Annotated in this window: 20 protein-coding genes and 1 pseudogene; 10 read left to right on the top strand and 11 right to left on the bottom strand. The window is 70.3% G+C overall.

Going from position 1 to position 25,680, the window contains the following annotated elements; genetic code table 11:
- Nucleotides 1–22 precede the first annotated feature (22 nt).
- Nucleotides 23–1,006 (top strand): L,D-transpeptidase, encoded by a 984-nt coding sequence (locus ACFFR3_RS05385; RefSeq protein ID WP_364364763.1) that lies wholly within the window; start codon nucleotides 23–25, stop codon nucleotides 1,004–1,006.
- Nucleotides 1,007–1,074: 68 nt separating this feature from the next.
- Here ACFFR3_RS05385 and pcrA read toward each other — a convergent pair whose 3' ends face one another.
- A complete protein-coding gene (gene pcrA, locus ACFFR3_RS05380; protein ID WP_379482684.1) occupies nucleotides 1,075–3,345 on the bottom strand; it encodes a DNA helicase PcrA in 2,271 nt (756 codons plus the stop codon).
- Nucleotides 3,346–3,440: 95 nt separating this feature from the next.
- Between pcrA and ACFFR3_RS05375 the strand changes: the two genes are divergently transcribed.
- Nucleotides 3,441–4,160: a PIG-L deacetylase family protein gene (locus ACFFR3_RS05375; RefSeq protein WP_364364766.1), complete on the top strand. Its 720-nt coding sequence runs from the start codon at nucleotides 3,441–3,443 to the stop codon at nucleotides 4,158–4,160.
- A 144-nt stretch (nucleotides 4,161–4,304) separates the two neighbouring features.
- Nucleotides 4,305–5,018 carry a CPBP family intramembrane glutamic endopeptidase gene (locus ACFFR3_RS05370; RefSeq protein ID WP_364364769.1) on the top strand — a complete coding sequence of 238 codons (714 nt, stop codon included), beginning with the start codon at nucleotides 4,305–4,307 and terminating at the stop codon, nucleotides 5,016–5,018.
- Nucleotides 5,019–5,240: 222 nt separating this feature from the next.
- Here the strand turns inward: ACFFR3_RS05370 and ACFFR3_RS05365 are convergent, their stop codons facing one another.
- The 3 genes from ACFFR3_RS05365 to ACFFR3_RS05355 all read right to left on the bottom strand — a co-directional run bounded on the left by ACFFR3_RS05365 (nucleotide 5,241) and on the right by ACFFR3_RS05355 (nucleotide 7,708).
- Complete coding sequence (locus ACFFR3_RS05365) at nucleotides 5,241–5,486, bottom strand: WhiB family transcriptional regulator (RefSeq protein ID WP_364364772.1); 246 nt, start codon at nucleotides 5,484–5,486, stop codon at nucleotides 5,241–5,243.
- Between the two features lie 81 nt (nucleotides 5,487–5,567).
- Nucleotides 5,568–6,230, bottom strand: a complete 663-nt coding sequence (locus ACFFR3_RS05360) for a neutral zinc metallopeptidase (RefSeq protein WP_379482683.1) — start codon at nucleotides 6,228–6,230, stop codon at nucleotides 5,568–5,570.
- 14 nt (nucleotides 6,231–6,244) lie between these two features.
- Nucleotides 6,245–7,708 carry a glutamate-cysteine ligase family protein gene (locus tag ACFFR3_RS05355; protein ID WP_379482682.1) on the bottom strand — a complete coding sequence of 488 codons (1,464 nt, stop codon included), beginning with the start codon at nucleotides 7,706–7,708 and terminating at the stop codon, nucleotides 6,245–6,247.
- 141 nt (nucleotides 7,709–7,849) lie between these two features.
- Here ACFFR3_RS05355 and galE point away from each other — a divergent pair, with 141 nt between their 5' ends.
- Entirely contained in the window at nucleotides 7,850–8,827 is a 978-nt protein-coding gene (galE, locus tag ACFFR3_RS05350; protein WP_364364781.1) for a UDP-glucose 4-epimerase GalE, read from the top strand.
- Nucleotides 8,828–8,908: 81 nt separating this feature from the next.
- On the opposite strand, the gene ACFFR3_RS05345 is transcribed toward galE, so the two are convergent.
- Nucleotides 8,909–9,775 (bottom strand): hypothetical protein, encoded by an 867-nt coding sequence (locus ACFFR3_RS05345; RefSeq protein WP_364364784.1) that lies wholly within the window; start codon nucleotides 9,773–9,775, stop codon nucleotides 8,909–8,911.
- An 80-nt stretch (nucleotides 9,776–9,855) separates the two neighbouring features.
- Nucleotides 9,856–10,659, bottom strand: a complete 804-nt coding sequence (locus ACFFR3_RS05340) for a hypothetical protein (RefSeq protein ID WP_379482681.1) — start codon at nucleotides 10,657–10,659, stop codon at nucleotides 9,856–9,858.
- Between the two features lie 357 nt (nucleotides 10,660–11,016).
- On the opposite strand from ACFFR3_RS05340, the gene sucC reads away from it, so the two are divergent.
- The 3 genes from sucC (at nucleotide 11,017) to ACFFR3_RS05325 (ending at nucleotide 14,869) form a co-directional block, all read left to right on the top strand.
- Nucleotides 11,017–12,198, top strand: a complete 1,182-nt coding sequence (gene sucC / locus ACFFR3_RS05335) for an ADP-forming succinate--CoA ligase subunit beta (protein WP_345395965.1) — start codon at nucleotides 11,017–11,019, stop codon at nucleotides 12,196–12,198.
- Nucleotides 12,199–12,201: 3 nt separating this feature from the next.
- Nucleotides 12,202–13,077, top strand: coding sequence for a succinate--CoA ligase subunit alpha (gene sucD / locus ACFFR3_RS05330; RefSeq protein WP_345395968.1), 876 nt, complete (start codon nucleotides 12,202–12,204; stop codon nucleotides 13,075–13,077).
- 154 nt (nucleotides 13,078–13,231) lie between these two features.
- On the top strand, nucleotides 13,232–14,869 hold the full coding sequence (locus ACFFR3_RS05325; protein WP_379482680.1) for a cell division protein PerM: 1,638 nt from the start codon (nucleotides 13,232–13,234) through the stop codon (nucleotides 14,867–14,869).
- 1 nt (nucleotide 14,870) lies between these two features.
- Here the strand turns inward: ACFFR3_RS05325 and ACFFR3_RS05320 are convergent, their stop codons facing one another.
- The gene (locus ACFFR3_RS05320; protein WP_364364792.1) at nucleotides 14,871–15,290 is read right to left on the bottom strand and encodes a hypothetical protein; all 420 of its coding nucleotides are present in this window, start codon (nucleotides 15,288–15,290) and stop codon (nucleotides 14,871–14,873) included.
- Between the two features lie 74 nt (nucleotides 15,291–15,364).
- On the opposite strand from ACFFR3_RS05320, the gene purN reads away from it, so the two are divergent.
- The 3 genes from purN (at nucleotide 15,365) to ACFFR3_RS05305 (ending at nucleotide 18,153) form a co-directional block, all read left to right on the top strand.
- Entirely contained in the window at nucleotides 15,365–15,994 is a 630-nt protein-coding gene (purN, locus tag ACFFR3_RS05315) for a phosphoribosylglycinamide formyltransferase (protein WP_364364795.1), read from the top strand.
- Nucleotides 15,991–17,532 (top strand): bifunctional phosphoribosylaminoimidazolecarboxamide formyltransferase/IMP cyclohydrolase, encoded by a 1,542-nt coding sequence (gene purH, locus ACFFR3_RS05310; protein ID WP_364364798.1) that lies wholly within the window; start codon nucleotides 15,991–15,993, stop codon nucleotides 17,530–17,532. The genes purN and purH overlap by 4 nt, the downstream gene beginning before the upstream one ends.
- Before the next feature lie 441 nt (nucleotides 17,533–17,973).
- Nucleotides 17,974–18,153 (top strand): hypothetical protein, encoded by a 180-nt coding sequence (locus ACFFR3_RS05305; RefSeq protein WP_345395977.1) that lies wholly within the window; start codon nucleotides 17,974–17,976, stop codon nucleotides 18,151–18,153.
- A 348-nt stretch (nucleotides 18,154–18,501) separates the two neighbouring features.
- Here ACFFR3_RS05305 and ACFFR3_RS05300 read toward each other — a convergent pair whose 3' ends face one another.
- The 4 genes and pseudogenes from ACFFR3_RS05300 to ACFFR3_RS05290 all read right to left on the bottom strand — a co-directional run bounded on the left by ACFFR3_RS05300 (nucleotide 18,502) and on the right by ACFFR3_RS05290 (nucleotide 25,597).
- Nucleotides 18,502–19,713, bottom strand: coding sequence for an ROK family protein (locus tag ACFFR3_RS05300; RefSeq protein WP_379482679.1), 1,212 nt, complete (start codon nucleotides 19,711–19,713; stop codon nucleotides 18,502–18,504).
- Complete coding sequence (locus ACFFR3_RS05295) at nucleotides 19,713–20,486, bottom strand: hypothetical protein (protein ID WP_379482678.1); 774 nt, start codon at nucleotides 20,484–20,486, stop codon at nucleotides 19,713–19,715. Before ACFFR3_RS05295 ends, ACFFR3_RS05300 begins: the two co-directional genes overlap by 1 nt.
- A 228-nt stretch (nucleotides 20,487–20,714) precedes the next feature.
- Nucleotides 20,715–20,858, bottom strand: a pseudogene (locus ACFFR3_RS50225) (DUF7158 domain-containing protein); the annotation flags it as partial.
- A gap of 422 nt (nucleotides 20,859–21,280) precedes the next feature.
- Nucleotides 21,281–25,597, bottom strand: coding sequence for a glycoside hydrolase family 38 N-terminal domain-containing protein (locus ACFFR3_RS05290; protein ID WP_379482677.1), 4,317 nt, complete (start codon nucleotides 25,595–25,597; stop codon nucleotides 21,281–21,283).
- Nucleotides 25,598–25,680: the final 83 nt, after the last annotated feature.

Genomic DNA, 25,680 nt, shown 5'->3' with positions numbered 1-25,680 from the left:
TAGTCCAGGAGTAACCCCTTTGATGCGCGTCACCCGGATGCTTCCGGCACTGGTCGCGCTCACCGCCGCGTCGGCCTGCGCGGCACAGAGCGCCCCCGTACCCCGAGCCCAGACCCCCGTCGTCGTCGCCCAGGCGGCCGTCACGACCGCCCCGACCCCGACACCGAGCCCCACCACCACCGGTACGGCTCGCAAGAAGGTCACGCTGGGCATCGCCGACATCACCCCGATGGGGGAGAAGACCGAGAAGGTCGGCGTCGGATTCCCGATCATCGTCACCTTCGACCGTGACGTGAAGAACAAGGCCGAGGTCGAGGCGCTGCTCGAGGTGAAGCCCGACAAGCCGGTCGACGGGGCCTGGCGCTGGGTGTCGAAGCGCAAGGTGATCTACCGGACGAAGACGTACTGGCAGCCGAACCAGAAGGTGCTCTTCACCGCGCGGCTGTCGGAGCTGCCCGGCAACACCGGCGCCAAGAACGTCTCGCGCAGGTTCGCGGTCGGCGCGAAGCACATCTCCGTCGTGAACACCCGCAAGCACGTCATGAAGGTGTACCGCAACGGCAAGCTGGCCAAGAAGATCCCGATCAGCGCGGGCAAGGGCGGCCTCGTCCGCAACGGCGTGGACGTCTACCTCACCACCAGCGGAACCCACCTCACCATGGGCAAGAAGGCCGTGGAGACCATGACGTCGTCCTGGATGGGCGTCACGGACCCCAAGGACCCGCGCTACTACAAGGAGGAGATCCCGTGGGCGGTGCGGATCTCCGACAGCGGTGAGTACGTCCACCAGAGCGCCGGCTACTACCACTTCCTCGGCCGCTCCAACCAGAGCCACGGCTGCGTGCGGGCCACCCCGGCGGGCGCCAAGTGGTTCTACACGATCGCCCAGCGCGGCGACGTCGTGAAGATCACCGGCACCAAGCGCAAACTCCAGTGGAACAACGGCTGGAGCTACTGGCAGCTCAACTGGACCCAGTGGAAGAAGGGCAGCGCCCTGAAGAGCTGACGGACTCGACCCGCTTCGACGACACCGCAGGGCCGCACCCCACGCCAGGGGGAGCGGCCCTGCGCCGTCTAGAGCTTCTCCAGCGGCGCGTACGACAGCAGCAGCGTCTTCTCCCCGCCACTGCCGAAGTCGATCTTCACCTTGGTCTTCTCCGCGACCCCGTCGACGGACACGACGGTGCCGAGCCCGAAGCTGTCGTGCGAGACCCGGTCACCGGGCGCCAGCGACGGCACCGTCCGCCCGCCACCGCCGCTCCCACCGCCGCTCCTGGCCGGGGCGGGGCGTGCGGCGGGCTCGCGCCGCGTGGCCGCGCTCCAGGCCGACTTCTCCGGGTCGGTACGCCAGTCGATGAGCTTGCCCGGCACCTCGTTCACGAACCGGGACGCGGGGTTGAACGACGGCGCGCCCCACGAGCTGCGCACGGCCGCCCTGGTGAGGTAGAGCCGCTGCTGGGCCCTGGTGATGCCGACGTAGGCCAGCCGCCGCTCCTCCTCCAGCTCCTTCGGCTCGCCCAGCGACCGCACGTGGGGGAACACGCCGTCCTCCATCGCCGTCAGGAACACAACGGGGAACTCCAGCCCCTTGGCGGTGTGCAGGGTCATCAGCGTCACCACGCCCTGCCCGCCGTCGGAGTCGGGGATCTGGTCGGCGTCGGCCACCAGCGACACCTGCTCAAGGAACTCGACCAGCGTGCCTTCCGGGTTGGCCTCCTCGAACTCCGAGGCCACCGAGATCAGCTCGTTGAGGTTCTCCAGGCGGGACTCGTCCTGCGGGTCCTCCGACGCCTCGAGCTCGGCGCGGTAGCCGGTGGCGACCAGCACCTCCTCGGCCAGCGCCGACGGCGGCACCCCCTCGGCCTTGCCGATCAGCTCCTCGATCATCGCGACGAACTCGCGTACGGCGTTGAGCGAGCGCGTCGCCATGCCGTGGGCCTCGTCGGCGCGGCGCAGCGCGTCCCAGAACGAGATGCGCTCGCGCGACGACAGCGCCTCGATCATCGCCTCGGCCCGGTCGCCGATGCCGCGCTTGGGTACGTTGAGGATGCGCCGCAGCGACACCACGTCGTTGGGGTTGGCCAGCACCCGCAGGTAGGCCAGCAGGTCCTTGACCTCCTTGCGCTCGTAGAAGCGCACGCCCCCGACCACCTTGTAGGGCAGCCCGGTGCGGATGAAGATCTCCTCGAACACCCGGGAGGCCGCGTTGGTGCGGTAGAACACCGCCACCTCACCCGGCTTGACCCCCTCCTCGTCGCTGAGCCGATCGACCTCCTGGGCCACGAACATGGCCTCGTCGTGCTCGTTGTCGGCGACGTAGCCCACGATCTTGGGGCCGTCGCCCTGGTCGGACCAGAGGTTCTTCGGCTTGCGCGACTCGTTGCGGGAGATGACCGCGTTGGCGGCGGCCAGAATGTTCTGGGTCGAGCGGTAGTTCTGCTCCAGCAGGATCGTGCGGGCGTCGGGATAGTCGCGCTCGAACTCCAGAATGTTGCGGATCGTCGCGCCGCGGAAGGCGTAGATCGACTGGTCGGCGTCGCCCACCACGCACAGCTCCGACATGTCGGACCCCGAGCGCACCAGCTCGCCGTCGTCGGTGCGCAGCTCGGGATGGCCCACCAGCTCCCTGATCAGGATGTATTGGGCGTGGTTGGTGTCCTGGTATTCGTCGACCAGCACGTGCCTGAACCGCATCCGGTAGTGCTCGGCGACGTCGGGGAAGAGCTGGAACAACGTCACCGTGTTCATGATGATGTCGTCGAAGTCCATCGCGCCGGCCTCGGTCAGCTTGAGCTGATAGGCCTTGTACGCCTGCGCGAGCGTCTTCTCCAGGTGTGAGCCCGCCCGGTCGATCGCGCTCTCGTAGTCGACCAGCTCGTTCTTGAAGTTGCTCACCTGCGCGGAGAACGAGCGCGGCGGATAGCGCTTGGGGTCGAGATCCATCTCCCTGCACACCATGGCCATCAGCCGCTGGGAGTCGGCCTGGTCGTAGATGGAGAAACTGGACGGGAACCCCAGCCGCTTGGCCTCACGCCGCAGGATCCGCATGCAGGCGCTGTGGAACGTCATCACCCACATCGCCCGCGAGCGCGGCCCGACCAGCTTGTCGATGCGCTCCTTCATCTCCTTGGCGGCCTTGTTGGTGAAGGTGATGGCGAGGATCTCGCCGGGATGCACCTCGCGCTCGGCCAGCAGGTAGGCGATGCGGTGCGTGAGCACCCGCGTCTTCCCCGAGCCCGCCCCGGCCACGATGAGCAGGGGACTGCCATGATGGATCACGGCCTCGCGCTGCTGCGGATTGAGGCCATCGAGCAAGGGGTGGTCAACAGAGACTTGGGTCGGCACCCACCCAGGGTAAGACGCTCCACCGACAAAAGGCGCCCGGAATGCCGACGAGAGGGTGCCGGTTGACCCCCACAGAAGGTCAGGAAAGAGGGATCATGCTGCCTGAGAGCGAGATCAACCGCGTGCTCGTGGTGAGCGCCCACCCCGACGACGCCGACTTCGGCTCCGCCGGGACCATCGCGCTGTTCGCCGACCGGGGGGTGGAGGTCACGTACCTGCTGGTCACCGACGGCGACGCGGGCGGCAACGAGCGCACGCTCGACAACTCCGGCATGGCCGAGCTCCGCCGCACCGAGCAGCTCGCCGCCGCCAAGGCCGTGGGCGTCAGTGACGTACGCTTCCTCGGCTACTCCGACGGCCAGGTGACCCCCACGCTTGAGCTGCGGCGCGACATCGCCCGGGTGATCCGCCAGGTCAAACCCGACCTCGTCATCACCCACCACCCCGACCGCAACTACCAGTTCGTCGCCCCCAGCCACCCCGACCACCGCGCGGTGGGCGGCGCCGCCCTCGACGCCGTCTACCCCGACGCCCGCAACCCCTACGCCTTCCCCGAGCTGCTCAAGGACGAGGGCCTGGAGGCGTGGACCGTCCGCGAGGTGTGGCTCAACGGCGGCCCCACCCCCGACCACTGGGTGGACATCACCGCCTCGATGGACCGCAAGCTCGCCGCGCTGCAGTCGCACGTCAGCCAGGTCGCCCACGTGGAAGGCTTCGCCGACTTCGTCAAGAGCCGCTTCGGCGCCTGGGCCGAACAGGCCGGCTTCGGCGAGGGCCACTACGCCGAAGGCTTCCAGGTGGTCCCCACCGCCTGACCCCAGACCCTCCTACGGCCTCAGAAAACCAGGCGACACGGGCTCGCCACTCACCCCGCCGGCCCTAGGGCCGGGCACCCCCGGTGCGGGCTGAGGAGAAAGTGTGCGGGCGTGTCTCCGTGAGCTGAGACGTAGCCTGCAAGGATGCTGCTCCGCTCGATCGCCGTGCTGGCCGCCGCCAACGTGCTCAACAACAAGGTCGTCCCCCGCCTGGGACCGCTGACGTCCACCCTCGCCACCGGCGCGCTCGTCGCGATGGCCCGTAAGTCCGGGCTGACGTGGGAGGAGATCGGGTTCGAGGACGGGCGCCGGGGAGCGGTCGCGGGGGGTGTGCTGGCGGCGGCGGTGGCCGCGGTCTACAGCGTGGGGGTGGCGTCGCCGCGTACGAAGCCGCTCTTCCACGACGAGCGGGCGCTGTCGTTGTCGCGCGCCCGGGTCTTCGAGGAGGCGCTGCTTCAGGTCCCCCTGGGGACGGTGCTGCTGGAGGAGGTCGGGTTCAGGGGGGCGCTGTACGGCATGCTGCGCAAGAGCCACGGCACGGTCGCCGCCACGGCCGTCTCCTCCGGGCTGTTCGGGCTGTGGCACATCCTGCCGTCGATCGACATGGCGCGGGCCAACCCGGCGCTGGGCGCGTTGACGGCCGGAGAGCCGCCCGGGCGGCTCGACGTGGCCCGGGTGGTCGTGGGCAGCGTCGTGTCGACGGCGGCGGCCGGAGTGCTGTTCTGCGAGCTGCGCCGGCGCCGGGGCCTGCTCACCCCCGCCATGCTCCACCTCGCCACCAACTCCCTCGGCTACCTCTTCGCCCGCCTCGCCGCCCCCCGAGAGCCCGCCCCGCCCAAGCCCCTGCAACCGTCCTGACCGCGAAGGCGCAGTGCGGGCAGGAGGGTGTGACTGCCCGAACTGCTCTGAGATCAGCCGGCCTCGCGCGGCGGAGGCGACAGCGCCGCGGAGGGGCTGCCTCGCGCGGCGGAGGCGACAGCGCCGCGGAGGGGCTGTCTCGCGCTGTGTCGATCACTTGTCGAGTCTTGGGGGACCGGTCGGTGGTTTCCGCGGCACCTGGCGAGGCGCCGCAGGGGGCGGTCAGGAGGCGGTCGGGCGGGTGAGGCGGGTGCGGCGGCGTTCTTCCGGGGTGAGGCCACCCCAGATGCCTTCCGACTCGCCGGCCTCTAACGCGTACGCGCGGCATTCCTCCACGACCTGGCAGCCGGCGCAGATCGCCTTCGCACGGGCCTCCTGCAGCGGGGTGGGGGCAAGGGGGAAGAAGAGGTCAGGGTCGCTGGTGCGGCATGCCCCCCTGCGCAGCCAGCCGATCTCCTCCAGTGGCATGCACCAACGGTAGGCCGAGGACAAGATCGGTGGCATCATCCTCTGGGTTGAACCCTGGCGTACGACCAGGCGACTACGTCGTCAGCAGGCGGTGACGCCGTTCTGATAGCCGGCGGCGAAGGACCTCTGGCGTTGTTCGGCCGTTCCGTGAGCCGAGGGGTCGAGCCAGTCGTCCGTGGGGTCGCCGGCCGCCGCCAGGCTGTAGAGCAGTTCCTCCTCGTCCCCCTCGTCGGCGGCCAGGGCGCCGGACGCGACCATGCCGCTCAGGGCGGCGCCCGCGTAGCAGTCGGCCTGGAGCTCCATCTGGATGTTCAACTGGTAGCCCGTGCGGAGCTGCGCCTGTACGGCATGCCCGAACTCATGCGGGATGATGACATAGACGGATCCGTCGCCCATCTCACTCCACAAGGACTCCATCCAGTCCTGGTCGAACGCGATGAAATGCCCCAGCGGGCAGTAGAAGGCGTTGTTCGGGACGGCGGGCTGGTCGCCGCAGCTCGGCCCGAAACGTCCGGAGTAGGGGATGAAATCGTTGACCGGCCGATAAGTCCGGCCGGACTCCTGGAACTGCAGCCGCCAGAACTCCTCCGTCAGCGTCCGCGCGGTCCGTACGTCCTCCTCGAACGTGTCGTCCCGCGCCCTGTCCATCGACTCCCGCCGCACCACCCCACAGCCCGTCGAGACGACGGCCAGGACCAATGTCAGGACGGCGGCCATGAACCGGGCCGGGCGGGACGAAGCCACACCTCCAGCATGCGTCACGCGTCCCACGTGTGCACGGGTTCGTTGGTGTGCATGCGTTCGATGTACTCCAAGGTCATGGCCCGCAGCGCCGCGTGCCGGTCGCCGCCGTGCGCGCGCACCCGGTCCACCTGCCAGCTCGCCCCCGTACGCCCCGTCAGGCACCGCCCCTCGATGACGGACAGCAGCCGATCCGCGGAAGCCCCGTCCACGCCCCACTTCGCCAGCCCCTCACGCGCCAGAGGCAGCAGTCGCCGCAGGATCAGCTCGGCGGCCGGCACCTCGCCCACTCCCGGCCAGTACAGCCGCGCGTCGAGCCCGTGCCGCGCGGCGGCGGCCAGATTGTCCGCCGCGGCCTGGAACGACATCCGGCTCCAGATCGGACGCTCGTCGTACGGCAGCACCTGCATCAACCCGTAGTAGAACGCCGCGTTGGCCGCGATGTCGAGGACGGACGGGCCCGCCGGCAGCACCCGGTTCTCCACGCGGAGGTGCGGCACCCCGCCGACGACCGCGTACACGGGCCGGTTCCACCGGTAGATGGTGCCGTTGTGCAGGGTCAGCTCGTGCAGCTCGGGGATGCGGCCCTGGTCCAGCTCGGCGCGCGGGTCCTCGTCCGCGCAGAGGGGCAGCAGGGCGGGGAAGTAGCTGACGTTCTCCTCGAACAGGTCGAAGACGCTGGTGATCCACCGTTCGCCGAACCACACCCGCGGCCGTACGCCCTGCGTCTTCAGCTCCGCCGGCCGCGTGTCGGTGGCCTGCTCGAACAGCGCCATCCTGGTCTCCCTGTGCAGCTCCTTGCCGAACAGGTACGGCGAATTGGCCGCCACCGCCACCTGCGGCCCGGCGATGGCCTGGGCGGCGTTCCAGTGCGCGGCGAACATGTCGGGGCTGACCTGGAGGTGCAGCTGCACGCTGGTGCAGGCCGCTTCGGGGGCGAGGCTGTCGGCGTGCGTGTCGAGCCGTTCGACGCCCTCGATGCACAGGTGCAGGTCCTCGCCCCTGGCGGCGAAGATCTGCTCGTTGAGCAGGCGGTAGCGGGGGTTCGCCGACAGCGTGCCCTCGCCGATGTCCTGCTCGCGCAGCGTGGGCAGGATGCCGATGAGGACGAGGTGGGCGCCCTCCGAACGCGCGCGTGACTCGGCGTGGTTCAGCCTGGCGCGTACGTCGTTCTCCAGGCGCAGGGCGCCGTCACCGCTCAGCTCCTGGGGCTCGACGTTGATCTCGACGTTGAACTGGCCCAGCTCGGTCGCCCAGTCCGGCTGCGCGATGGCGGCGAGCACCTCGGCGTTGCGCATGAGGGCCTCGCCCCGCGCGTCCACGATGTTGAGCTCGATCTCCAGCCCGGCGAGCGGGTGCTCGAACGCGAAACGGGACTCGCGCAGCATCCGGGCGAACACGTCGAGGCAGCGGTGCACCTTCTCGCGGTATTGCCGGCGATCGTCCCTGCTGAACACGACGACCGGCACGTCCCTGCCCATATCTCGAAATGTCGCACGCCGAAGCCGACTAGGCCATACCGGGAAGGCAAAGGAACCCCTGTTGTCCACAGGCCGTTCGAGTTGTCCACAGGTTGGCTCAAGGCCCGCGGCGGGGCCCGCGATGCTGGCTAGGGTGCAGGCATGCGCGTACTGATCACCGGTGGAGCCGGTTACATCGGGAGCACGATCGCCTCCGCGTGCCTCGACGCGGGGATCGATCCCGTGATCCTCGACAGCCTCGTCACTGGGCGGCGGGAGTTCGCCGAGGGCCGGGTGTTCTACGAAGGCGACATCAGTGACGGGCCGCTCATCGACAAGATCTTCGCCGAATGTCCCGACATCTCGGCCGTCATCCACTGTGCCGCGCTGATCGTCGTCCCCGACTCCGTGGCCGACCCGATCGGCTACTACCGTGCCAACGTCGCCAAGAGCCTCGACTTCGTCGAGCACCTGCTCCGCAACGGGTGCACGCGCATGATCTTCAGCTCGTCGGCGTCGATCTACCAGGCGGGCGACGACCACACGGTGACCGAGGAGTCGCCGCTGGCCCCGCAGAGCCCGTACGCGCGGACGAAGGCGGTCTGCGAGGGCATGTTCGCCGACATCGCGGCCGGCCGGCCCATCAGGATCCTGTCGCTGCGCTACTTCAACCCCGTCGGGGCCGACCCTCTCATGCGGACGGGCCTGCAGCTCCGCCGCCCCAGTCACGCACTGGGCAAGATGATCGAGGCGTACGAAGAGGGCGTCCCCTTCCAGATCACCGGCACCGGCTACCCCACGGCCGACGGCACCGGCATCCGCGACTACATCCACGTCTGGGACCTGGCCGAGGCCCACGTGGCGGCCCTGCGGCGGTTCGACTCGCTGGAGGCCGACGTGATCAACCTCGGCACCGGCTCAGGCACCACCGTCCGCGAGCTGGTGGAGGCGTTCAACCGGGTGGCCGACCGGCCGATCGAGGCCGTCGAGGCCCCCGCCCGCCCAGGCGACGTGGCCGGCGCCTACACCCGCAGCGACCGCGCCCGCGAGCTGCTCGGCTGGCAGACCCGCTTCTCCTTGGAGGACGGCATCAGACACTCACTCCAATGGGCTGCCCTCCGCCCCACCCGCCTCCCCTGACCCGAAAGGGGCGGCGGGGACGCGAGGCGGGGCCGAAGCACCGGCCCGGCTCAGACCGGGCCGGTGCTTTGACGCGTGGGGTCAGCCGGCGAGGCTGCCGATCGGGAGTTCGAGGCTGGAGATGTCGTCCTCGCCGTTCTCGAACGTCGTGGTCACCTGGTCGGCGGGCGGAGCCTTCACCGTGACCTTGCCGCCCCAGCCGGTGTAGCGGGTGTCCACGCTGATGCTGCCCGTCTTGCCGAGGCCGGGCACCGACAGCGGGTACGTCGTCACGAGCCGCGTCGGACGGCCCGCCTTGTCGACGGTGAGCTTCCAGCTGATCGACGCCTTCATCGCCTTGGCGGAGGGCTTGTCCATCCAGCTGGAGCGCAGCCAGGGGGAGACCTTCCACAGGTCGGCCACCCTGGTCTTGCCCGCGTAGCCGCTGCCGGTCGCCTTGGAGCGCTTGAGCAGGGCCGCGAGGGTGACGGGCTCGGCCACGTTGATGGGTTGGCCGTAGGTGCCGGTGAAGCCGCCGGTCAGGCCCTTCGGCATCTTGTACCAGGGCTTGTCCTCGGGCAGCAGCGCCGACCAGAGGTTGCCGGACAGGTAGGAGGTGGTGCCGACGCGGATCGTGCGCTCGGGCACGGTCAGCGCCTTCAGCAGCGTGCCGGTCTCGCCGTCGCCCATGCCCTCCAGGTCGCTGGCCTTGATGTTGATCTTGCCGGTGATGTCCGAGGCGGCGACGCCCGACTTGCCGAACTGCAGGGCGCCGGTACGCCGGACGAACACCTGACGGAGGCGACCATCGCTCAGCGTGGTCCGTTCGGTGAACTTCACCCCCTTGCCGGGGGCGAGCTGCTTCTTGACGGCCGCCACCGGGTTCTTGGGCGCGGCGGCCAGCGCCGGGGTGGCGCTCACGAGAGCGGCGGTCGTGGCTAACGCCACGCCGGTCAGGATTCGCTTCATGCGGATTCCTTAGGTGTTGAGGAGGAGTTGCTGATGTGCGCCGGGGCCGGAAGGGAGAGGCCCCGGCGCGGGTGTGGCGGCTACTCGACCGCGCTGAGCGAGTTCAGCGACCCGTCGGGAATGCTCTGCGGCACGTCGCTCTCAGTGCCCAGCTCGCTGACGTCGAGCACCTCGTCCGCCGGCGGGGCCTTGATCGTGACCTTGCTGCCCCAGCCGGTGTAGCGGGTGTTCACGGTGGACGTGGTCTTGCCGAGGATGCCGAAGTCCAGCCTGTACTCGCTGCGGACCCGGGTGACCAGGCCCTTGGAGTTGACGTCGAGCACGTACGAGATCGCGACCTTGCCCAGCCGCTTGTCGACCTTCTCCCCGTAGAGCCGGCCGAGCCGGCCGAAGGTGACGGTCCCCCGGTACGAGCCGCCCTTGAAGCTCTTGGCCCCCGTCACGAGCGCCTTGAGCACCTTGGGCCGGAAGATGTCCAGCGGCTGGCTGCCGGCCCGCCCACCGGTCTGGTTCGGGTAGCGCACCCACTTCTTGCCGTCGGGAAGTTCATCGCTGAACAACCCGCCCTTCGCGTACGTGTAATTGCCGACCGTGACCATCCGCGGCGGCGCGCCGAGTGGAGACCCCGCGCCTTTCACCCCGGTACGCAGGTCCATGGCCACGATTCCGGACTTGCCGAATCCGATGGTGCCGTTCGTGGTGATGCTCACGGCCCCCGTCGAACCCGCGGCCGTGCGGGCGGACTCGGAGATCCGCACGCCGTGCCCGGTGACGTACTGCTTCTTCAGCGCTTTCACCGGGTCCGCGGGCGCGGCCTGCGCGGGCGCGGCGGTCACGAATGCGGCCGACGACGCCAGCGCCAGCCCCGCGACAATTCGCTTCATAGGGTTTCCTTCGGCATTAGGCAAGAACGAGGAGCAAGCCTGACATTTGAAGATCACGAACATATATCGAGCGAAGGGTCTTATGTCGGCTAAACCGTGCAATTTGTGTGCAGGGTCCGTCCTGAAGAAGTGAGATCACCGTCACATAGCGGAAGAACCGCGACCCGATGACCTGGGCAGGTCAAGCTTCGGGCTAGGCTTCACTGGCGGAAACGCCCGGCACGACCCCTGAGCGCAGGAGCTCGCCGTGACAGAGCAGAGCGAGGAACGAAGCCCGCGCACGGCGAAGCGCACGCGACCATCAGCACAGATGCCCGGGCCGTCGAACATCAGTCGGATAAGCAAGGACGGACCCTCGTGGACCTGTTCGAACATCAGGCGAAGGAGCTCTTCGCTGACTACGGCATCCCGGTGCCACGCGGCATCGTCGCCCACAACGTGGAGGAGGTGCGGTCGGCGGCTCAGGAGCTGACCGGCCGCGTTGTCGTCAAGGCCCAGGTCAAGACCGGCGGCCGGGGCAAGGCCGGCGGTGTGAAGGTGGCCGACGACGCCGCCGACGCCGTGGCCAAGGCCGAGGCCATCCTCGGCATGGACATCAAGGGCCACACGGTCCACAAGGTGCTGGTCGAAGAGGCCAGCGCGATCGCCGAGGAATACTACTTCTCCTTCCTGCTCGACCGGGCGAACCGTACCTTCCTCGCCATCTGCTCGGCTTCGGGCGGCATGGACATCGAAGAGGTCGCCCACACCGCGCCCGAGAAGGTCGCCAAGGTTCCCGTCTCGGCCCTGACCGGCATCGACCGCGCCAAGGCCCGCGAGATCGCGGTGGCCGGCGGCCTGCCCGAGAAGGCGCTCGACGGCGCCGCCGAGCTCATCGAGAAGCTCTGGTGCTGCTTCGTCGACGAGGACGCCACGCTCGTCGAGGTCAACCCGATGATCCTGTCCGCCGACGGCCAGGTGAAGGCGCTCGACGGCAAGGTCACGCTCGACGACAACGCCGGCTTCCGCCAGGCCGACCACGAGGCGCTGGCCGACAAGGCCGCCGAGGACCCGCTCGAGGCCAAGGCCAAGGAGAAGGACCTCAACTACGTCAAGCTCGACGGCGACGTCGGCATCATCGGCAACGGCGCCGGCCTGGTCATGTCCACGCTCGACGTGGTGGCCTACGCCGGTGAGGCGTTCCCCGGCAAGCCCTCGCCCGCGAACTTCCTCGACATCGGCGGTGGCGCGTCCGCCGAGGTCATGGCGGCCGGCCTGGAGATCATCCTGTCCGACCCCAGCGTCAAGTCGATCTTCGTGAACGTCTTCGGCGGCATCACCGCCTGCGACGCCGTCGCCAACGGCATCGTCTCGGCGTTCAAGCTGCTGGAGAGCCGCGGTGAGGCCGTGACCCACCCGCTGGTGGTCCGCCTCGACGGTAACAACGCCCAGCTCGGGCGGCAGATCCTGGCCGACGCCGCGCTCCCGCGCGTCGAGCTGGTTGACACGATGGACGAGGCGGCCAAGCGCGCCGCCGAGCTCGCTGCGGTAGGTGCGTGACCCATGGCCATCTGGTTGACGGAGAACAGCAAGATCATCGTTCAGGGCATGACCGGTGGTGAGGGCACCAAGCACACCCGCCGCATGCTCGCCTCCGGTGCTCGCGTCGTGGGCGGTGTCAACGCCCGCAAGGCCGGCACCACGCACGAGGGCCTGCCCGTGTTCGGCACGGTGAAGGAGGCCATCGAGCAGACCGGCGCCGACGTGTCGGTGGTGTTCGTGCCGCCGAAGTTCACCAAGGACGCGGTCAAGGAGGCCATCGACGCCGAGATCCCGCTCTGCGTGGTGATCACCGAGGGCGTGCCGGTGCACGACTCGACCGAGTTCTGGGCGTACGCGGTGGCCAAGGGCAACAAGACCCGCATCATCGGCCCCAACTGCCCCGGCATCGCCTCGCCCGGCGCCTCCAACGCCGGCATCATCCCCGCCGACATCACCACCGCCGGCCGCATCGGCCTGGTCTCGAAATCCGGCACGCTCACCTACCAGCTCATGTACGAGCTGCGCGACTTCGGCTTCTCCACGGCCGTCGGCATCGGCGGTGACCCGGTCATCGGCACCACCCACATCGACGCGCTGCAGGCGTTCCAGGACGACCCCGGCACCGACGCGATCGTGATGATCGGCGAGATCGGCGGCGACGCGGAAGAGCGGGCCGCCGCCTACATCGAGCAGCACGTCACCAAGCCGGTCGTCGCCTACGTCGCGGGCTTCACCGCCCCCGAGGGCAAGACGATGGGCCACGCGGGTGCCATCGTGTCCGGCTCGGCCGGCACCGCCCAGGCCAAGAAGGAGGCCCTGGAGAAGGTCGGCGTCCGCGTCGGCAAGACCCCCTCCGAGACCGCCCGCCTCATGCGCGAGATCATGCAGGCGCGCTGATCGTTTCCCGAAGGGCTCCGCGTGGTATGCCGCCATGCGGAGCCCTTCGCGCGTCCGAAAGCCCCTACGCCCTCGGCGAAGAAGCGACAGAACGCGGCGATACCCGGCGCGTCAACCAAGCTTCGGTCGGGAAAGCTTGAGAAAATCGCCTACTGTGACGGCGATCCTCGACCAGTTGCGTACTGCCCCCCGGTCGGTGCTCGGCAAGCTCCCCGGAGCGCCGAGTGACGACGACGAGACGCGGCGGCCGCTGCCGGTGTCGGGAATGCTGGCCGCCGCCTGCACGCTCGGTGTCGGCCTCGCCGTGCTCACCACGCTCACCCTCGTAGGCTGGATCGCCGCGCCGCGCGGCACGCTGGGCGCCGGGCTGCCGGGTGTCTTCCGTACGGCGGCGCAGCTCTGGCTGGCCGCCCACCACGCCGGGTTCGCCATCCCCGGCGGCCGGGTCGGGCTGCTGCCGCTCGGCCTCATGATCCTGCCCGCCATGCTGCTCTACCGCGCGGGGCGCTGGATGGCCCGCGACGCCGACCTGCGGCTGCGCCTGCCCGCCCGGCTGCCCAAGAACAGCCCGAAGGAGCAGGCGGGCGCCAGGCGGCGGGCCCAGCTCGTCCTCGTGGTGCAGGCCGGGGTGTCGCTGGCGGCCCCCTACGCGCTGCTCGCCGGGCTGATCGCGCTGGTGGCCGGCAACGAGATCACCCAGCCGTTCATCGGTGAGGCGCTGCTCAGCCACTTCCTGCTGGCCTTCCTCGCCGGCTCGCTGGCCACCGCGCGCATGATCGGGCCGTGGCGGGTCATGCTGCGGCTGCTGCCCGAGCGCGTGCGCGCCCTGACCGTCGGCACGGCGGTCGCCACCGCGGTGCTGGTGGTGGCCGGGCTCGCGCTGGTGCTGCTCGCGGTCGTGCTCAACTTCGGGCAGGTCAGGCAGCTGTCGGAGGTGCTGTCGCCGGGGTTCGTGGGCGGGGTGCTGCTCATCCTGCTCCAGCTGCTCTACCTGCTCAACGCCGTCGTCTGGGCGTTCTCCTACATCGCCGGGCCCGGCTTCGCGATCGGCGCCGACACCCTGGTCGCGCCCACGGGCGTGCAGCTCGGCACGGTGCCCAGCCTGCCGATCCTGGGCGCACTGCCCGAGAGCGGGCCGGTGCCGGCGTGGATGATGGCGGTGATCGCGCTGCCGTTCGCGGCGGGCGCGGTGGCGGGCGTCATGGTGGCCCGCATCTCGCCTTCGCCGTCGTACGAGGCCGCTCCGCTGTGGGGGTTCCTGTCCGGCATCACCAGCGGGCTGGTCGCCGGGGTGCTCGCGGCGTTGTCGGGCGGGCCGATCGGCGGCGGGCGGCTGGCCACGGTCGGACCGTCGCCCTGGGAGGTGGCGCTGTCGGTGGCGCTCGAGGTCGGCGTGGCGGCCGGCATCTCCGCGGGCGTGACCAACCTGCTGCTGCTCAACAAGAAGGCCAGGGCCCCGCTCGACAAGGCCGCCGCCCCCGTACGTAAAGCCGGAGCGGCGCTGGCCAAGGCGGCGAGCAAGGTCGGGCTCGCCGAGAGCGACCCGCGCCCGCTGCCCGGCCACTGGCTCGACGCCACCGAGGCCGACACCCAGGAGATCCCCGTCATCAGGGACGACTGGCAGGACGAGCACGCGTCGGCGGAGGCCGAGACGCTGGCCCAGGCCCGGCCCCGGCTCGCCGAGCCCGAACCGGCCGCGGCCCGCCCGCCCCGCAAGGACATCGTGGACGAGTCAGACGACCGGGGCGGCCACGTGATCTACGTCGACCCTTACGCCTGGGATCGCGACTAGGTCAGGGCTGCATGGTGCCGAGCATCTGGAGGACGTCGGCGGGAAGCTTGCGCTGCGCCGCCTCCTTGAACTCGGCGAAGCACTCACCCTGCGAGGCCACCGTGCCGGCGCCCTTCATGCACTCCGTGTAGGCGGAGTATTCGTCCGCGAGATAGAGCTGCATGGCCGTGGCCCCCGCCGACAGCGCGAGCGCGAGCGAGGAGACGGTGATGCCGCCCACCGCCACGCCCGTGGGCTTGCCCTCGCTCTTGAGCAGCGGCAGCGCCCGGACCCCTGCCATCAGCGCGAACAACGCCATGACCAGGCCCGCGAGGGGCAACATGAACGTCATGGCCAGCGCTGCGATGGACAACCAGATCGCTCGGCGGCTCGCGGAATCCGCGGGCTGCTGGCCTGCCGGTGCCTTCACCGGTGTCGACACCTGACCTCCTCTGCGTCGCCGGACGATGAACAGATACCCTGTGACCCCCACCCTGTTTCCTCATTGGAGTATGCGTGTCTAAGGCTGGGCGGCTCGTCGTCCTCGTCTCCGGCTCTGGAACCAACCTACAGGCCCTGCTGGACGCTTCCGCCGATCCGTCGTACGGCGCTCGCGTGGTCGCGGTGGGCGCGGACAGGGAGGGCATAGAAGGGCTGGTCAGGGCCGAACGAGCACAGGTCCCGACATTTGTCGAAAAATTGGGTGATTACGCGACTCGGGCGGAATGGGATGCCGCGATCGCGGCCCGCATCGCCGCGTACGAACCCGACCTCGTCGTGTCCGCGGGATTCATGAAGATTCTGGGCACCCCCACCCTCGACGCCTTCCCCGTGCTCAACACCCACCCGGCGCTGCTGCCGTCGTTCCCCGGCGCCCACGGCGTACGCGACGCGCTCGCCCACGGCGTCAAGATCACCGGCTGCACGGTGATGCTCGCCGACGAGGGCGTCGACACGGGCCCCATCGTGGCGCAGGCGGCGGTGCCCCTGCTCCCCGGCGACGACGAGGAGGTCCTGCACGAGCGCATCAAGCAGGCCGAGCGGCGCCTGCTCGTCGAAACCGTCGGCCGGATGGCCCGCGAGGGCTGGACGGTCAGCGGACGTATGGTCCGCATCGGCAACCACACAGGAGGGGAAACCACGTGACTCGCATCGCCATCCGGCGCGCGTTGATCGCTGTATACGACAAGTCCGGGCTCGAAGAGCTGGCCAGAGCCCTCGACGGCGCCGGGGTGGAGATCGTCTCGACCGGTGGCACCGCCGCCGCGATCTCCTCCTTCGGGATCCCGGTGACGAAGGTGGAGCAGCTCACCGGGTTCCCCGAGTGCCTCGACGGGCGGGTCAAGACGCTGCACCCGCGCGTACACGCCGGGCTGCTTGCCGACGTCACCAAGCCGCACCACGTCGCCCAGCTCGACGAGCTCGAGATCGACCCGTTCCAGCTCGTGGTCGTCAACCTCTATCCGTTCCAGCAGACGGTGGCCTCCGGCGCGTCCGACGCCGAGTGCGTCGAGCAGATCGACATCGGCGGGCCCGCCATGATCCGCGGCGCCGCCAAGAACCACAACACCTGCGCCGTCGTCGTCGACCCCGGCTTCTACGGCGACGTGCTCAACGCCCTGTCCGAGGGCGGCTTCACCCTCACCGAGCGCCGCCGGCTCGCCGGCATCGCCTACGCCCACACCGCCTCCTACGACGTGGCCGTGGCCAACTGGTTCGGCGGCACGTACGTGGGCGAGGGCGAGTTCCCGCAGTTCACCGGCACCGCGTACGAGCGCAAGGCCACCCTCCGCTACGGCGAGAACCCGCACCAGCGCGCCGCCCTCTACACCGCGGGCGAGGGCGGGCTGGCCAACGCCGAGCAGCTGCACGGCAAGGAGATGTCCTACAACAACTACCTCGACGCCGACGCCGCCTGGCGCGCCGCGTGGGACTTCTCCGACCCCTGCGTCGCCATCATCAAGCACCAGAACCCGTGTGGCATCGCCGTCGGCGCCGACGTGGCCGAGGCCCACCGCAAGGCCCACGCGTGCGACCCGGTCTCCGCGTACGGGGGCGTCATCGCGGTCAACCGGCCCGTCACCGAAGAGCTGGCCCGGCAGATCTTCGACGTGTTCACCGAGGTCGTCATCGCGCCCGACTTCGACGCCGAGGCGCTTGATGTGCTGCGCGGCAAGAAGAGCCTGCGCCTGCTGCGCTGCCCTTCAGGGCCGGCCGACCCGACCGAGTTCCGCCGCATCGACGGCGGCCTGCTCGTCCAGACCACCGACCGCGTCGACGCGCCCGGCGACTCCGCCGCCCAGTGGGAGCTCAAGACCGGCGCCCCCGCCTCGCCCGAGGTGCTGGCCGACCTCGAGTTCGCCTGGCGGGCCTGCCGCTCGGTGAAGTCGAACGCCATCCTCCTCGCCAGCGACCGCGCCACCGTGGGCGTCGGCATGGGCCAGGTCAACCGCGTCGACTCCTGCCGCCTCGCCGTCACGCGGGCCGGCGAACGCGTCGCCGGCTCGGTCGCCGCCTCCGACGCCTTCTTCCCGTTCCCTGACGGGCTGGAGGTGCTGGCGGAGGCCGGCGTACGGGCGATCGTGGAGCCCGGCGGCTCGGTCCGCGACGCGGAGGTCGTCGAGGCGGCCGAAAAAGCCGGCATCACCCTCTACTTCACCGGCACCCGTCACTTCTTCCACTGATCAGCCACAGCAGATGGCCCGCCTCCGCCATCCGGAAGCGGGCCATCCCCGCGTTATGACCTGGCTCGCAGGGCTGGTGGGTTTTCAGGGGCTCACGGGGCTGGTTGGGCTCACGGGGCTGATTGGGACCTGTTGGGGCTTACGGGGCTGGTTGGACTCACGGGCCTGTGGGGCCGACGGGGCTCGCGCTCTTGGGGCTTGTGGGGTCGCGGGCGCTCGCGGGGGGGCTCATGGGAGGCGGCTCACGGGGGCTCGCGGGGGGCTCAGGGGGCTCATGACGGGCTCAGGCGGCTCGCGGAGGGCCGTGGGAGGTGCCACCGGGTGCGACATCAAGACCAATCTGATGGATCTTGTCGCTTTTATCCCTTTCTGTAGCGAGCAGTCGCCAAGGAACGTTAGCCTGAAGCCCTCCTCCCCACTCCCGTCCCTCGGAGTTCTTCTATGGCGCTCGACGCATTCCTGCAGGCCTTCGTCGCCTTGAACGGCTTCTCCTCCAGCCCCATCGTCCTCGTGGTGCTCGCCCTCATCGGCGCCTACCTCGGCGGACGCATCGTGGAGGTCATCCCCTTCACCCGCCGTATCATCGAACGCCGCGAAGCCCAGCTCGCTGAACGCGAGTAACCACCTTCGGCAAGATCCCAGGCACACAACAGCGCAGCCCCGCGCCACCAAACCACCCACCGCAGCCACCAGGCCGGCACACCCCCCACAGCGCCGTCTGGAGCAACAACCCGGGGCAGTTGGCGGGCAGCCCGTCAACCGCTTCCCGCGCCGACTTGGCGCGGCCCCATCCCCACGGCACGTGCCGTAACAACTGCTCGGCCAGGCCGCGCACCTCGGCCAGGCCGTACAACTCGGCCAGGCCGCGCACCGCTTTGCGTGCCGACGACGCACCGCGTCACCGCAGCACCGCCCGGGACAGCGCATCCCTCTGGGCGACCCGCAGCGGGGAGGGGCGGGGGCTGCTGGTCAGGTTGTTGACTTGAGGGCTTGCCAGGCCAGATTCGCGGCGCCGGCGAGGCCCGCTCGGACTCCCAGCGTGCTCTGCTTCACCTGGACTGCCCGGACGAACGCGAGCCCGGCCACGTCGTCAAGTGCTCGCTCCAGCGGTTCGAACAGTACGCTGCCCGCCGCCGACACGCCGCCGCCGATCACCACGGTCGTGACCTCGGCGGCAGCCGCTGTGGATGCGATCATGCCCGCCAGCGCCCTGGCGCCCCGCTCGAACGCCTGCACCGCGATCTCATCCCCGGCGGCGGCATCTCGTGCCAACGCCCGTGCGTCCGCCCGTTGTCCCTCGTCGCCCTGAGCCCTGCCCTCCTCGCTGTGAATGTGCTCCTCGTCCCCAGGAGCCCCGTTCACCCGGCCGTCCCCGAAGGGTCCTCTAGCGTCCTCGAGAGGTCCGTCCCCTGCGGGCCCGTTGCCTCGGCCTCCCCCAAGAGGGCCGTTCTCCCGGCTGTTCCCGAAGGGTGCGATCCCCTGATTTCCCTCAGTGCTCCCGTTCCCTTGCTTGTTCCGAGGGGTCCCTGCCCCTGGGTTCGCGTCGCGAACATGGACGAGGGGCTTTTCTGGGACGGCGGTCGTCGAGGTGCCGGGGGAGGGGGACCAGCCGCTGTCCAAAGCCCAGCGGGTCATGTTCGGGCCGCTGGCGTAGCGTTCCACGCAGCCGCGGCCGCCGCACTCGCAGCGTTCGCCGTACGGGTCGATGCTCATGTGCCCGACATGTCCGGCGTTGCCTGTGGGGCCGAGGAGCGGGGCGCCCTCGATGACCAGGCCGCCGCCGATGCCGGTCGACACCACGATGCCCAGCAACGACGAACAACCGCGGCCGGCGCCCAGCCAGTGTTCCCCCAGCGCGAAGCACTGCGCGTCACCCGCGAGCAGCGTCGGCAGCCCGGTCAGCTTGTGCACCTCGTCCCGCAACGGGAACCCGCGCCAGCTCGGCATGTTGACGGGGCTCACGGTGCCGGTGGCCAGGTCGAGCGGGCCGGCGCAGCCGATGCCGACCGCCTGGGGCGCCGGGCCGCCTGCCGTCACCTCCGCGATGAGGGCGGCGAGGGCGGACATGACCTCCGTACGCGGGGTCGGCCGGGTCGCTGAGCGCAGGATGGAACCCTCCTCGTCCACCAGTGCGGCGGCGAGTTTGGTCCCTCCGATATCAATGGCAAGTACGCAGTTCATCAGTGTTTGTGGTGGTTGTCGGGCTGGCGGGGGTCGCCAGGATGCTCCAGGCCGGGAACGAGGGTGACCTTCCTGGCCCGCATGTCGTCCAGCCAGCGCGCGAACGCCTTACGCCGAGCGGCGGCCAGAAGGTCGTGGTCGTGGCCGGTCGGCCGGGAGGTGGGGTGAGGCAGTGTCTGCACAATTCCTTCCGGTTCGTCGGACTGCGGTTCGTCGGACTGCGGTGCGGTGGCGGCCATGGGGGACGGTGACGTGGGGACGGTCGTCCCAGGTGACGGCGTGATGGTGATCGTCTGGCCAGGTGGGGTGGTGACGGTCGTCTGGTGCGGTGACGCTGTGCTGAGTGACTCGGCTGGGGCGGTGATGATCGTCTGGGTGTGTGGCGTGCTTTGGGCGGCTTGATGTGGCGGGGCTGGGGCGGGCGTCTCGGGTGGGGTGGCGGTTGCCACGTGCCAGCCGAGGGCGTCCCTGATCGGGCCGACCAGGGTGTTGTACGGGTGGCTTTGGAGGGCTTGGGCGATGGCGGTGGGCAGGGAGTCGAGCGTGATGAGGCCGAGGGGTTCGAGGTCGGAGGGTGTCGCCGCCTGTGCGTCCGAGAGGGTGTCGAAAAGGCGGTGGCGTACGTGGTGGCGGGGTGGTTGGTCGGGGGTCGGTGGGCGGCGCCATTCCTCCGGGACGGTCACCGTGGCCGTGACGTGCTCGAACACGGCCCGCACCCAAGGGCTGGCGTTGTAGGCGGCGGCGTTGATCGAACCGAGTTCGACCGCGGCCACCCGATCGAGCGTAAGGGCTGCGGTCGCGGCCGCTTTCGCCGGGGCGTCCGGGGCAGCGTGATCTTCGGGCGACGGCGGAGTCGGGGTCGTCTGCGGTGCTACGGACAGACTTGGGGCCGTCTGTGGTCCTACGGACAGGCCGACCTCGGTGGCGGTGGACTCGCAGAGGGCTTCGGTGAGGATGACCTGGGTGAGCCAGCGAGCGAGCTGACGGTCTTCCGAGGTGCCGGGCACGGGAAGGGCCGAGCTGAGCGGGCCGTTCCGGAGGGCGGCGAGGCGAGCGTCAAGGCGTGCACGAGGAATCGGACGTCCGTCGATCCACCCGATCACCGCCGTCTCCAGTCCGCCTCCGGCCACTCCACTGACCTCCATCGTCGAGTGGCCGCCTGCCGAGTCGCTGGCCTTCGTCGCCGGGTGGTCCACGGCAGAGTCGTTGGTCTCCGTCGCCCGGTGGTCTCCGGTCGAGTCGCCGGCCACCGTTGTGGAGCCGCCTCCCGCCGGAACGGCTGGTGTCGTGGCGTCGCCTTCGGCTGGGATGCCGCCTTCGGCTGGGGCGTCGCCTTCGGCTGGGATGCCGCCTTCGGCTGGGGCGTCGCCTTCGGCTGGGGCGGCTGGTGTAGTCAGGTCGCGGCTGGTTGGGGTGATCGGTCCTGTTCGGTGGTCTTTGGGTTGGTCGGACGTTGGAGGTGCCGTTCGGCGGTTCGGCCGACCGTTTGTGGGCGTTGGTGGGATGGCGCTGGTGAGGGCCTTCGGCGGTGGTGAGAGGTTGGGCTTGGCCGGGGGGTTCGCTGGTGTCATCGAGTCACCTCTAGGCGTACTGCCGGGGTGTACTGGCAGCGGCCGAACCACATGACCTTGGCCAGGGCCCACGCGTGGCCGGTCGGGTGGTCGTGGGGAACCTGCACCGGGAACGACACCTCGGCGGTCGTCCTTGCCGCCACCGTGAAGCCCTTGATGACCTCCGGGAGCAGGGACCAGGTGCCCCAAGGTGAGGCCAGCTGGGCTTCGCCGCGGATCTCGTCGGCGGTGGTGTTGGTGAGGCGCAGAGTGAGCTGGGCTCGGTCGCCGGTGGCCAGGGTGAGGGAGTCCTCGACGGTGGTGATCGACAGGCCTGTGGGGCGGGCCGTGTCGGCGGTGGTGCCGCGGGTCGCCTTGGCGAGCTCGGGTGGGGTGCCGGGGACGGGCAGCTCGGGCGCGGGGCCGATGGCGACCGTGGTGATGTCTTCGACGAGTTGCCCGCTGGTGTGGGTGCGGGCGGAGATGAAGTGCAGGCCGGGCTCGGGGGCGGCGGTCGGCGTCACCGTCACGGGGAAGCGGAGGTGTCCGCCGGGGGTGAGGCGGAACGGGCGGGCGGACGGGGTGGCCGTCCAGCCCTCGGGGACGCGGATCTCGGCGACGCCCTCGTGCGCGGTGTCGGTGAGGTGGGAGGCCAGGACGACCTCCACCTCGAACGGCCCTTCCGGCGACTCCACGAGACCCGGCGTGACCGCGATGGAGACCGGGAGGTAGCCCAGGGGTGCCGGGCCCTTGTTGTGCAGCCAGTAGCGGCTGTAGACGGGCTGGGCCTGCTCGGTCGTGCGCGCGAGCTCCGGCGCCATGGACGGGAGCGGGGCCGAGGCGAGGTAGGTGGCGACCTCGAAGCCACCGAGGTCGATGCGCGCAGGCGCAGGCGAGGGCGAGGGGGTGGGGCTTGCGGGCGCATCGATGGCCGCAGCCGTGGTGGCTGCGGAGTCGGAGGACGCGAGGGAGCCGGGTGTTGGCCGGGTCTGCTTGCTGGGGGCAGCGAGGGTGGCGCTCTCGATCGTGCGGGTCAGCGCGGTGGAGGTGGGGGTCGAGGGGTGTTCGAGGAGGTTGGCGGGGGCGAGGGTGTGCAGGTCGAGGACGGGGGAGGTCAACTCGGCCCGGGTGCCCAGGCCGGTGGATTCGATCAGGCGGATCGTCACGGCGGAGGTTTCCGAGGACCCCTCTGCGCGGCCGTGGGCGTGGGGGTTGCCGGTGGATTTGAGGGTGCTCAGGAGGACGTCGCGCTCGGGGGACACCGTCAGCAGGGAGTGAACCGGTGGGAGGGGGCCCGTCTGCGGGGTGTCGAGGAGGCGGGTGTGGAGGGGGGTGATGTGTTCCTGGGCGGCGGCGGGCAGGCGCAGGGCGCGCCAGTCGCCGGGGCCCGAGACCAGGGAGTAGGAGAACTCGTGCGTCCAGTGCTGGAGCTGGAAGCCGGAGCCGTCGGGAGTGGTGCGGCGCGGCGGGTCGAGCCAGATGCCGGAGGGCCAGCCGGTGCAGGACCGCATGAGCGACAGGTGCAGGGCGCCGGACGGGTCGACCGCGAACCCGGGCAGCCCGTACGCCAGCAGCGCCACCGTACGGTCCTCAAGGCGCTCGCCGCCCAGCGGGCACACGGCCTCGATGGTCGCGTCGGCCAGGTCAGCCACCAGGTCGGCGATGGAGTCGGTGACGATGAGGGCCGGGAGGGCCCGCAGGTCGCGCAGGTCGGCGCTGGGCTGCCAGGTCTCGGGCAGCGGACGCTCGGCGGGGATCCAGACGCGGGTGGCCCCCTCGCTCAGCGCCTTCGCGTAGGACTCGTCGGCCCTGGCGAGCAGGTCGGCGGCCACCGGGTTGGTGTCGGGGCCGCCCAGCACGAGGCGCACGTCGGGCAGGTTGGAGTCGACGTCGAGCCAGCCGTAGCGGGTGCCGTCGGCGGATGAGGTGGTGGCGGTGACGCCGGCCCTGGCCAGGGCCACGACCAGGTCGCGGGCCTGCGGAGCGTCGTCGAGGGCGGGCACCACGACCTCGGCCACACCGAGCGCGCGTGCGCCCGCCGCGCCCAGATCGACCTTCGCGGTGGCCGAGAGACCGAACCAGGTGTTGGCCGGGTTGTCGAGCGTCCACGGGTGGTGGGCCGTATCGACGTCGGGCAGCGCGAAACCACGCCCCACCACGGCCCCCGAGACGTCGGACACCGGCAGCGCCCCCTCCACCCGGGCCGGGAACCGCACTCGCAGCAGCCGGTCGGCGCCGGTGTGGTCGAGGACGCGGGTGGTGAAGTCGATGCGGTCGGAGCCGGCCGGGAGGGTGACGACCTGCTCGTACGTGATCTCGCCGACCTGCCCGGTCACGATCAGCCGCCGGCCCACCGGGCTGCTCTCGGCGCGCACACCGGTTGCGGCGGCCGACGACGAGCCCACGACGTGGCCGGTCGGGATGAGGTGCCAGGGCCCTTCGCCCATGTCGGGATGCTGCGGATATTCGTCGTAGAGACGCAGCTCGTTGCCGGGGCCGGTGAGGACCTCCTGGCCGGTGGTGCGGTCGACGATGGAGACGAGGGTGCCGCCCTTGTCAGGGTCTGCGGTGATCTGCCAGCGGTCGTTCTCGATGGTGACGCCGGACGCCGGTTGCCACGTCTCGGGGATGCCGGGCACCACGTGGTACGTGCGCCAGCCCACCGACGGCACGTCGCGGGCCAGGAACGTGAGCGTGCCGCCCTCCGCTACGGCGGGCACCGGGACCCCGGAAGGGTCGGCCAGGACGTGACCCTCGGGCAGGGCGGCCGAGGCCAGGCCGTCACGTGCGAACGGCAGCGTGTTGGCGACGAGCACCCCCGGCGCGTCGGTCGTGACCTGGGCGGACAGGGCCGACAGGGCGTTGTCGCGGGCCTCGGCGGCCAGGTCGTACGCCTCGCGCCACCCGGTCAGCAGGTCGATGTAGACCTGGTCGGACTCGGAGCCGGTGATGGCGTCGTGGTGGGCGCCGTAGGCGAGCTGCCGCCACACCTTGTCGAGCGCCGTGTGCGGGTAGCCCCCCAGCCCCAGCACACGGGCGAACGTCGCCAGCCGCTCGGCGTCGAGCGCCGCCACCTCGGCCGCGCGCTGGGCCTGCTTGGTGTCGATGTAGGAGACGTCTTTCCCGGTGTAGATCGGGTTCATGTCGCGCGTCTGGGGGCTGTAGGACGACAGCCCGGCGCGTACGGCGTCGAGGAAGTCACGCGGGACGGCGCACACGAACCTGGGCCAGACGTAGCGGGACGCCCACGTGCGGTGGATGTCGGTCACCCACTTGTTGGGCGGGGTGTAGTCGGTGCCGACCGGGAGCAGGATGTTCTTCGTCGCGGCCACCGGCTTGAGCGAGCGGTAGAGGTCGTAGACCGCCTGGCAGGCGTCCTCAAGGGACGGCGACGAGTCCATCCACCAGCCGGCGGAGTAATGAGCCGGCATGTAGTGGGTCAGCACGCCCTGCCCCGACGGCGCGATCCACTCGAACTCGCTCGGGAACTGCATCAGCGCCGCGTCGTTCTTGGCCTCTTTGAAGTTCTTGCTGATGGGGCCCCACTGGTGGAACGGGCCGCGCGCCCACGCGCTGGCCGTCAGCCCGGCCGCCGCGAGGTAGCCGGGGAACTGCGGGTCGTGACCGAACACGTCGAGCTGCCACGCCGTGCGCGGGTCGCCGCCGAGGATGTCGCGCTGGTAGCCGATGCCGTAGACGAGGTTGCGGATCGTGGTCTCGGCGCCGGTGAGGTTGGTGTTGGGTTCGTTGTACGTGCCGCCGACCAGCTCCACCCGGCCCTCGGCCATGAGGGCTTTGAGATCGGCTCGGCGCTCGGGATGGGTGTCGAAGAACGGCTTGAGGTAGTCGACCTCGGCCAGCACGAACCGGTAGTCGGGGTCGCGCAGCGCCAGCTCGATGTGGGCCTCGACCAGGGCGAACGCGTTGCCCTCCCAGAGCGGCCTGGTGGTGGCGTCGGCCGACAGCAGCTCCCACGGGCTGGTGTAGGCGGCCTGCGTGTTCCACCACACGGGGTCGTAGTGGAAGTGGGACACCATGAACATCGTCCAGCCCGGCTCCTCGGCCGTGACCTCGACCTCCAGGTCCTCGCCGTCGAGGGTGAGCAGGCAGGGGACCGTCGTGCCCGGCTCGGCCCACACCTCCAGCGGGACCTCGTGCACTCCCGCTTCCGGCGGGATCATGACATGTCCGGCCAGCCGGACGCCCGCGCCGCGTAGCTCCAGCGACGACTCGCGCTCGCCTGCCGCCACAGTGACGCGCAGGACTTGGTGCGGCTCTTCCTGGGAGCCGACGAACAGGTCGGTGGACTCGGCGGACAAGAGGCGGAACGGCAAGGGGGACCTCCGGACGCGTGGTGCTGGCGCCGAAAACACTAAGCCTTCGCCGAATCGATGACAACGATGTCAGCCTCCGGCTG

The sequence above is a fragment of the Nonomuraea salmonea genome, assembly GCF_042428605.1.
Classification (GTDB): domain Bacteria; phylum Actinomycetota; class Actinomycetes; order Streptosporangiales; family Streptosporangiaceae; genus Nonomuraea; species Nonomuraea salmonea.
This window is presented reverse-complemented; position numbering and strand designations above follow the sequence as displayed.

Coding starts and splice junctions, on each gene's coding strand:
- ACFFR3_RS05385 (WP_364364763.1), top strand. CDS start 23: ATGCGCGTCACCCGGATGCTTCCGGCACTGGTCGCGCTCACCGCCGCG.
- ACFFR3_RS05375 (WP_364364766.1), top strand. CDS start 3,441: ATGCTGCCTGAGAGCGAGATCAACCGCGTGCTCGTGGTGAGCGCCCAC.
- ACFFR3_RS05370 (WP_364364769.1), top strand. CDS start 4,305: ATGCTGCTCCGCTCGATCGCCGTGCTGGCCGCCGCCAACGTGCTCAAC.
- ACFFR3_RS05365 (WP_364364772.1), bottom strand. CDS start 5,486: ATGCCACTGGAGGAGATCGGCTGGCTGCGCAGGGGGGCATGCCGCACC.
- ACFFR3_RS05355 (WP_379482682.1), bottom strand. CDS start 7,708: ATGGGCAGGGACGTGCCGGTCGTCGTGTTCAGCAGGGACGATCGCCGG.
- galE (WP_364364781.1), top strand. CDS start 7,850: ATGCGCGTACTGATCACCGGTGGAGCCGGTTACATCGGGAGCACGATC.
- ACFFR3_RS05345 (WP_364364784.1), bottom strand. CDS start 9,775: ATGAAGCGAATCCTGACCGGCGTGGCGTTAGCCACGACCGCCGCTCTC.
- ACFFR3_RS05340 (WP_379482681.1), bottom strand. CDS start 10,659: ATGAAGCGAATTGTCGCGGGGCTGGCGCTGGCGTCGTCGGCCGCATTC.
- sucD (WP_345395968.1), top strand. CDS start 12,202: ATGGCCATCTGGTTGACGGAGAACAGCAAGATCATCGTTCAGGGCATG.
- ACFFR3_RS05305 (WP_345395977.1), top strand. CDS start 17,974: ATGGCGCTCGACGCATTCCTGCAGGCCTTCGTCGCCTTGAACGGCTTC.
- ACFFR3_RS05300 (WP_379482679.1), bottom strand. CDS start 19,713: ATGAACTGCGTACTTGCCATTGATATCGGAGGGACCAAACTCGCCGCC.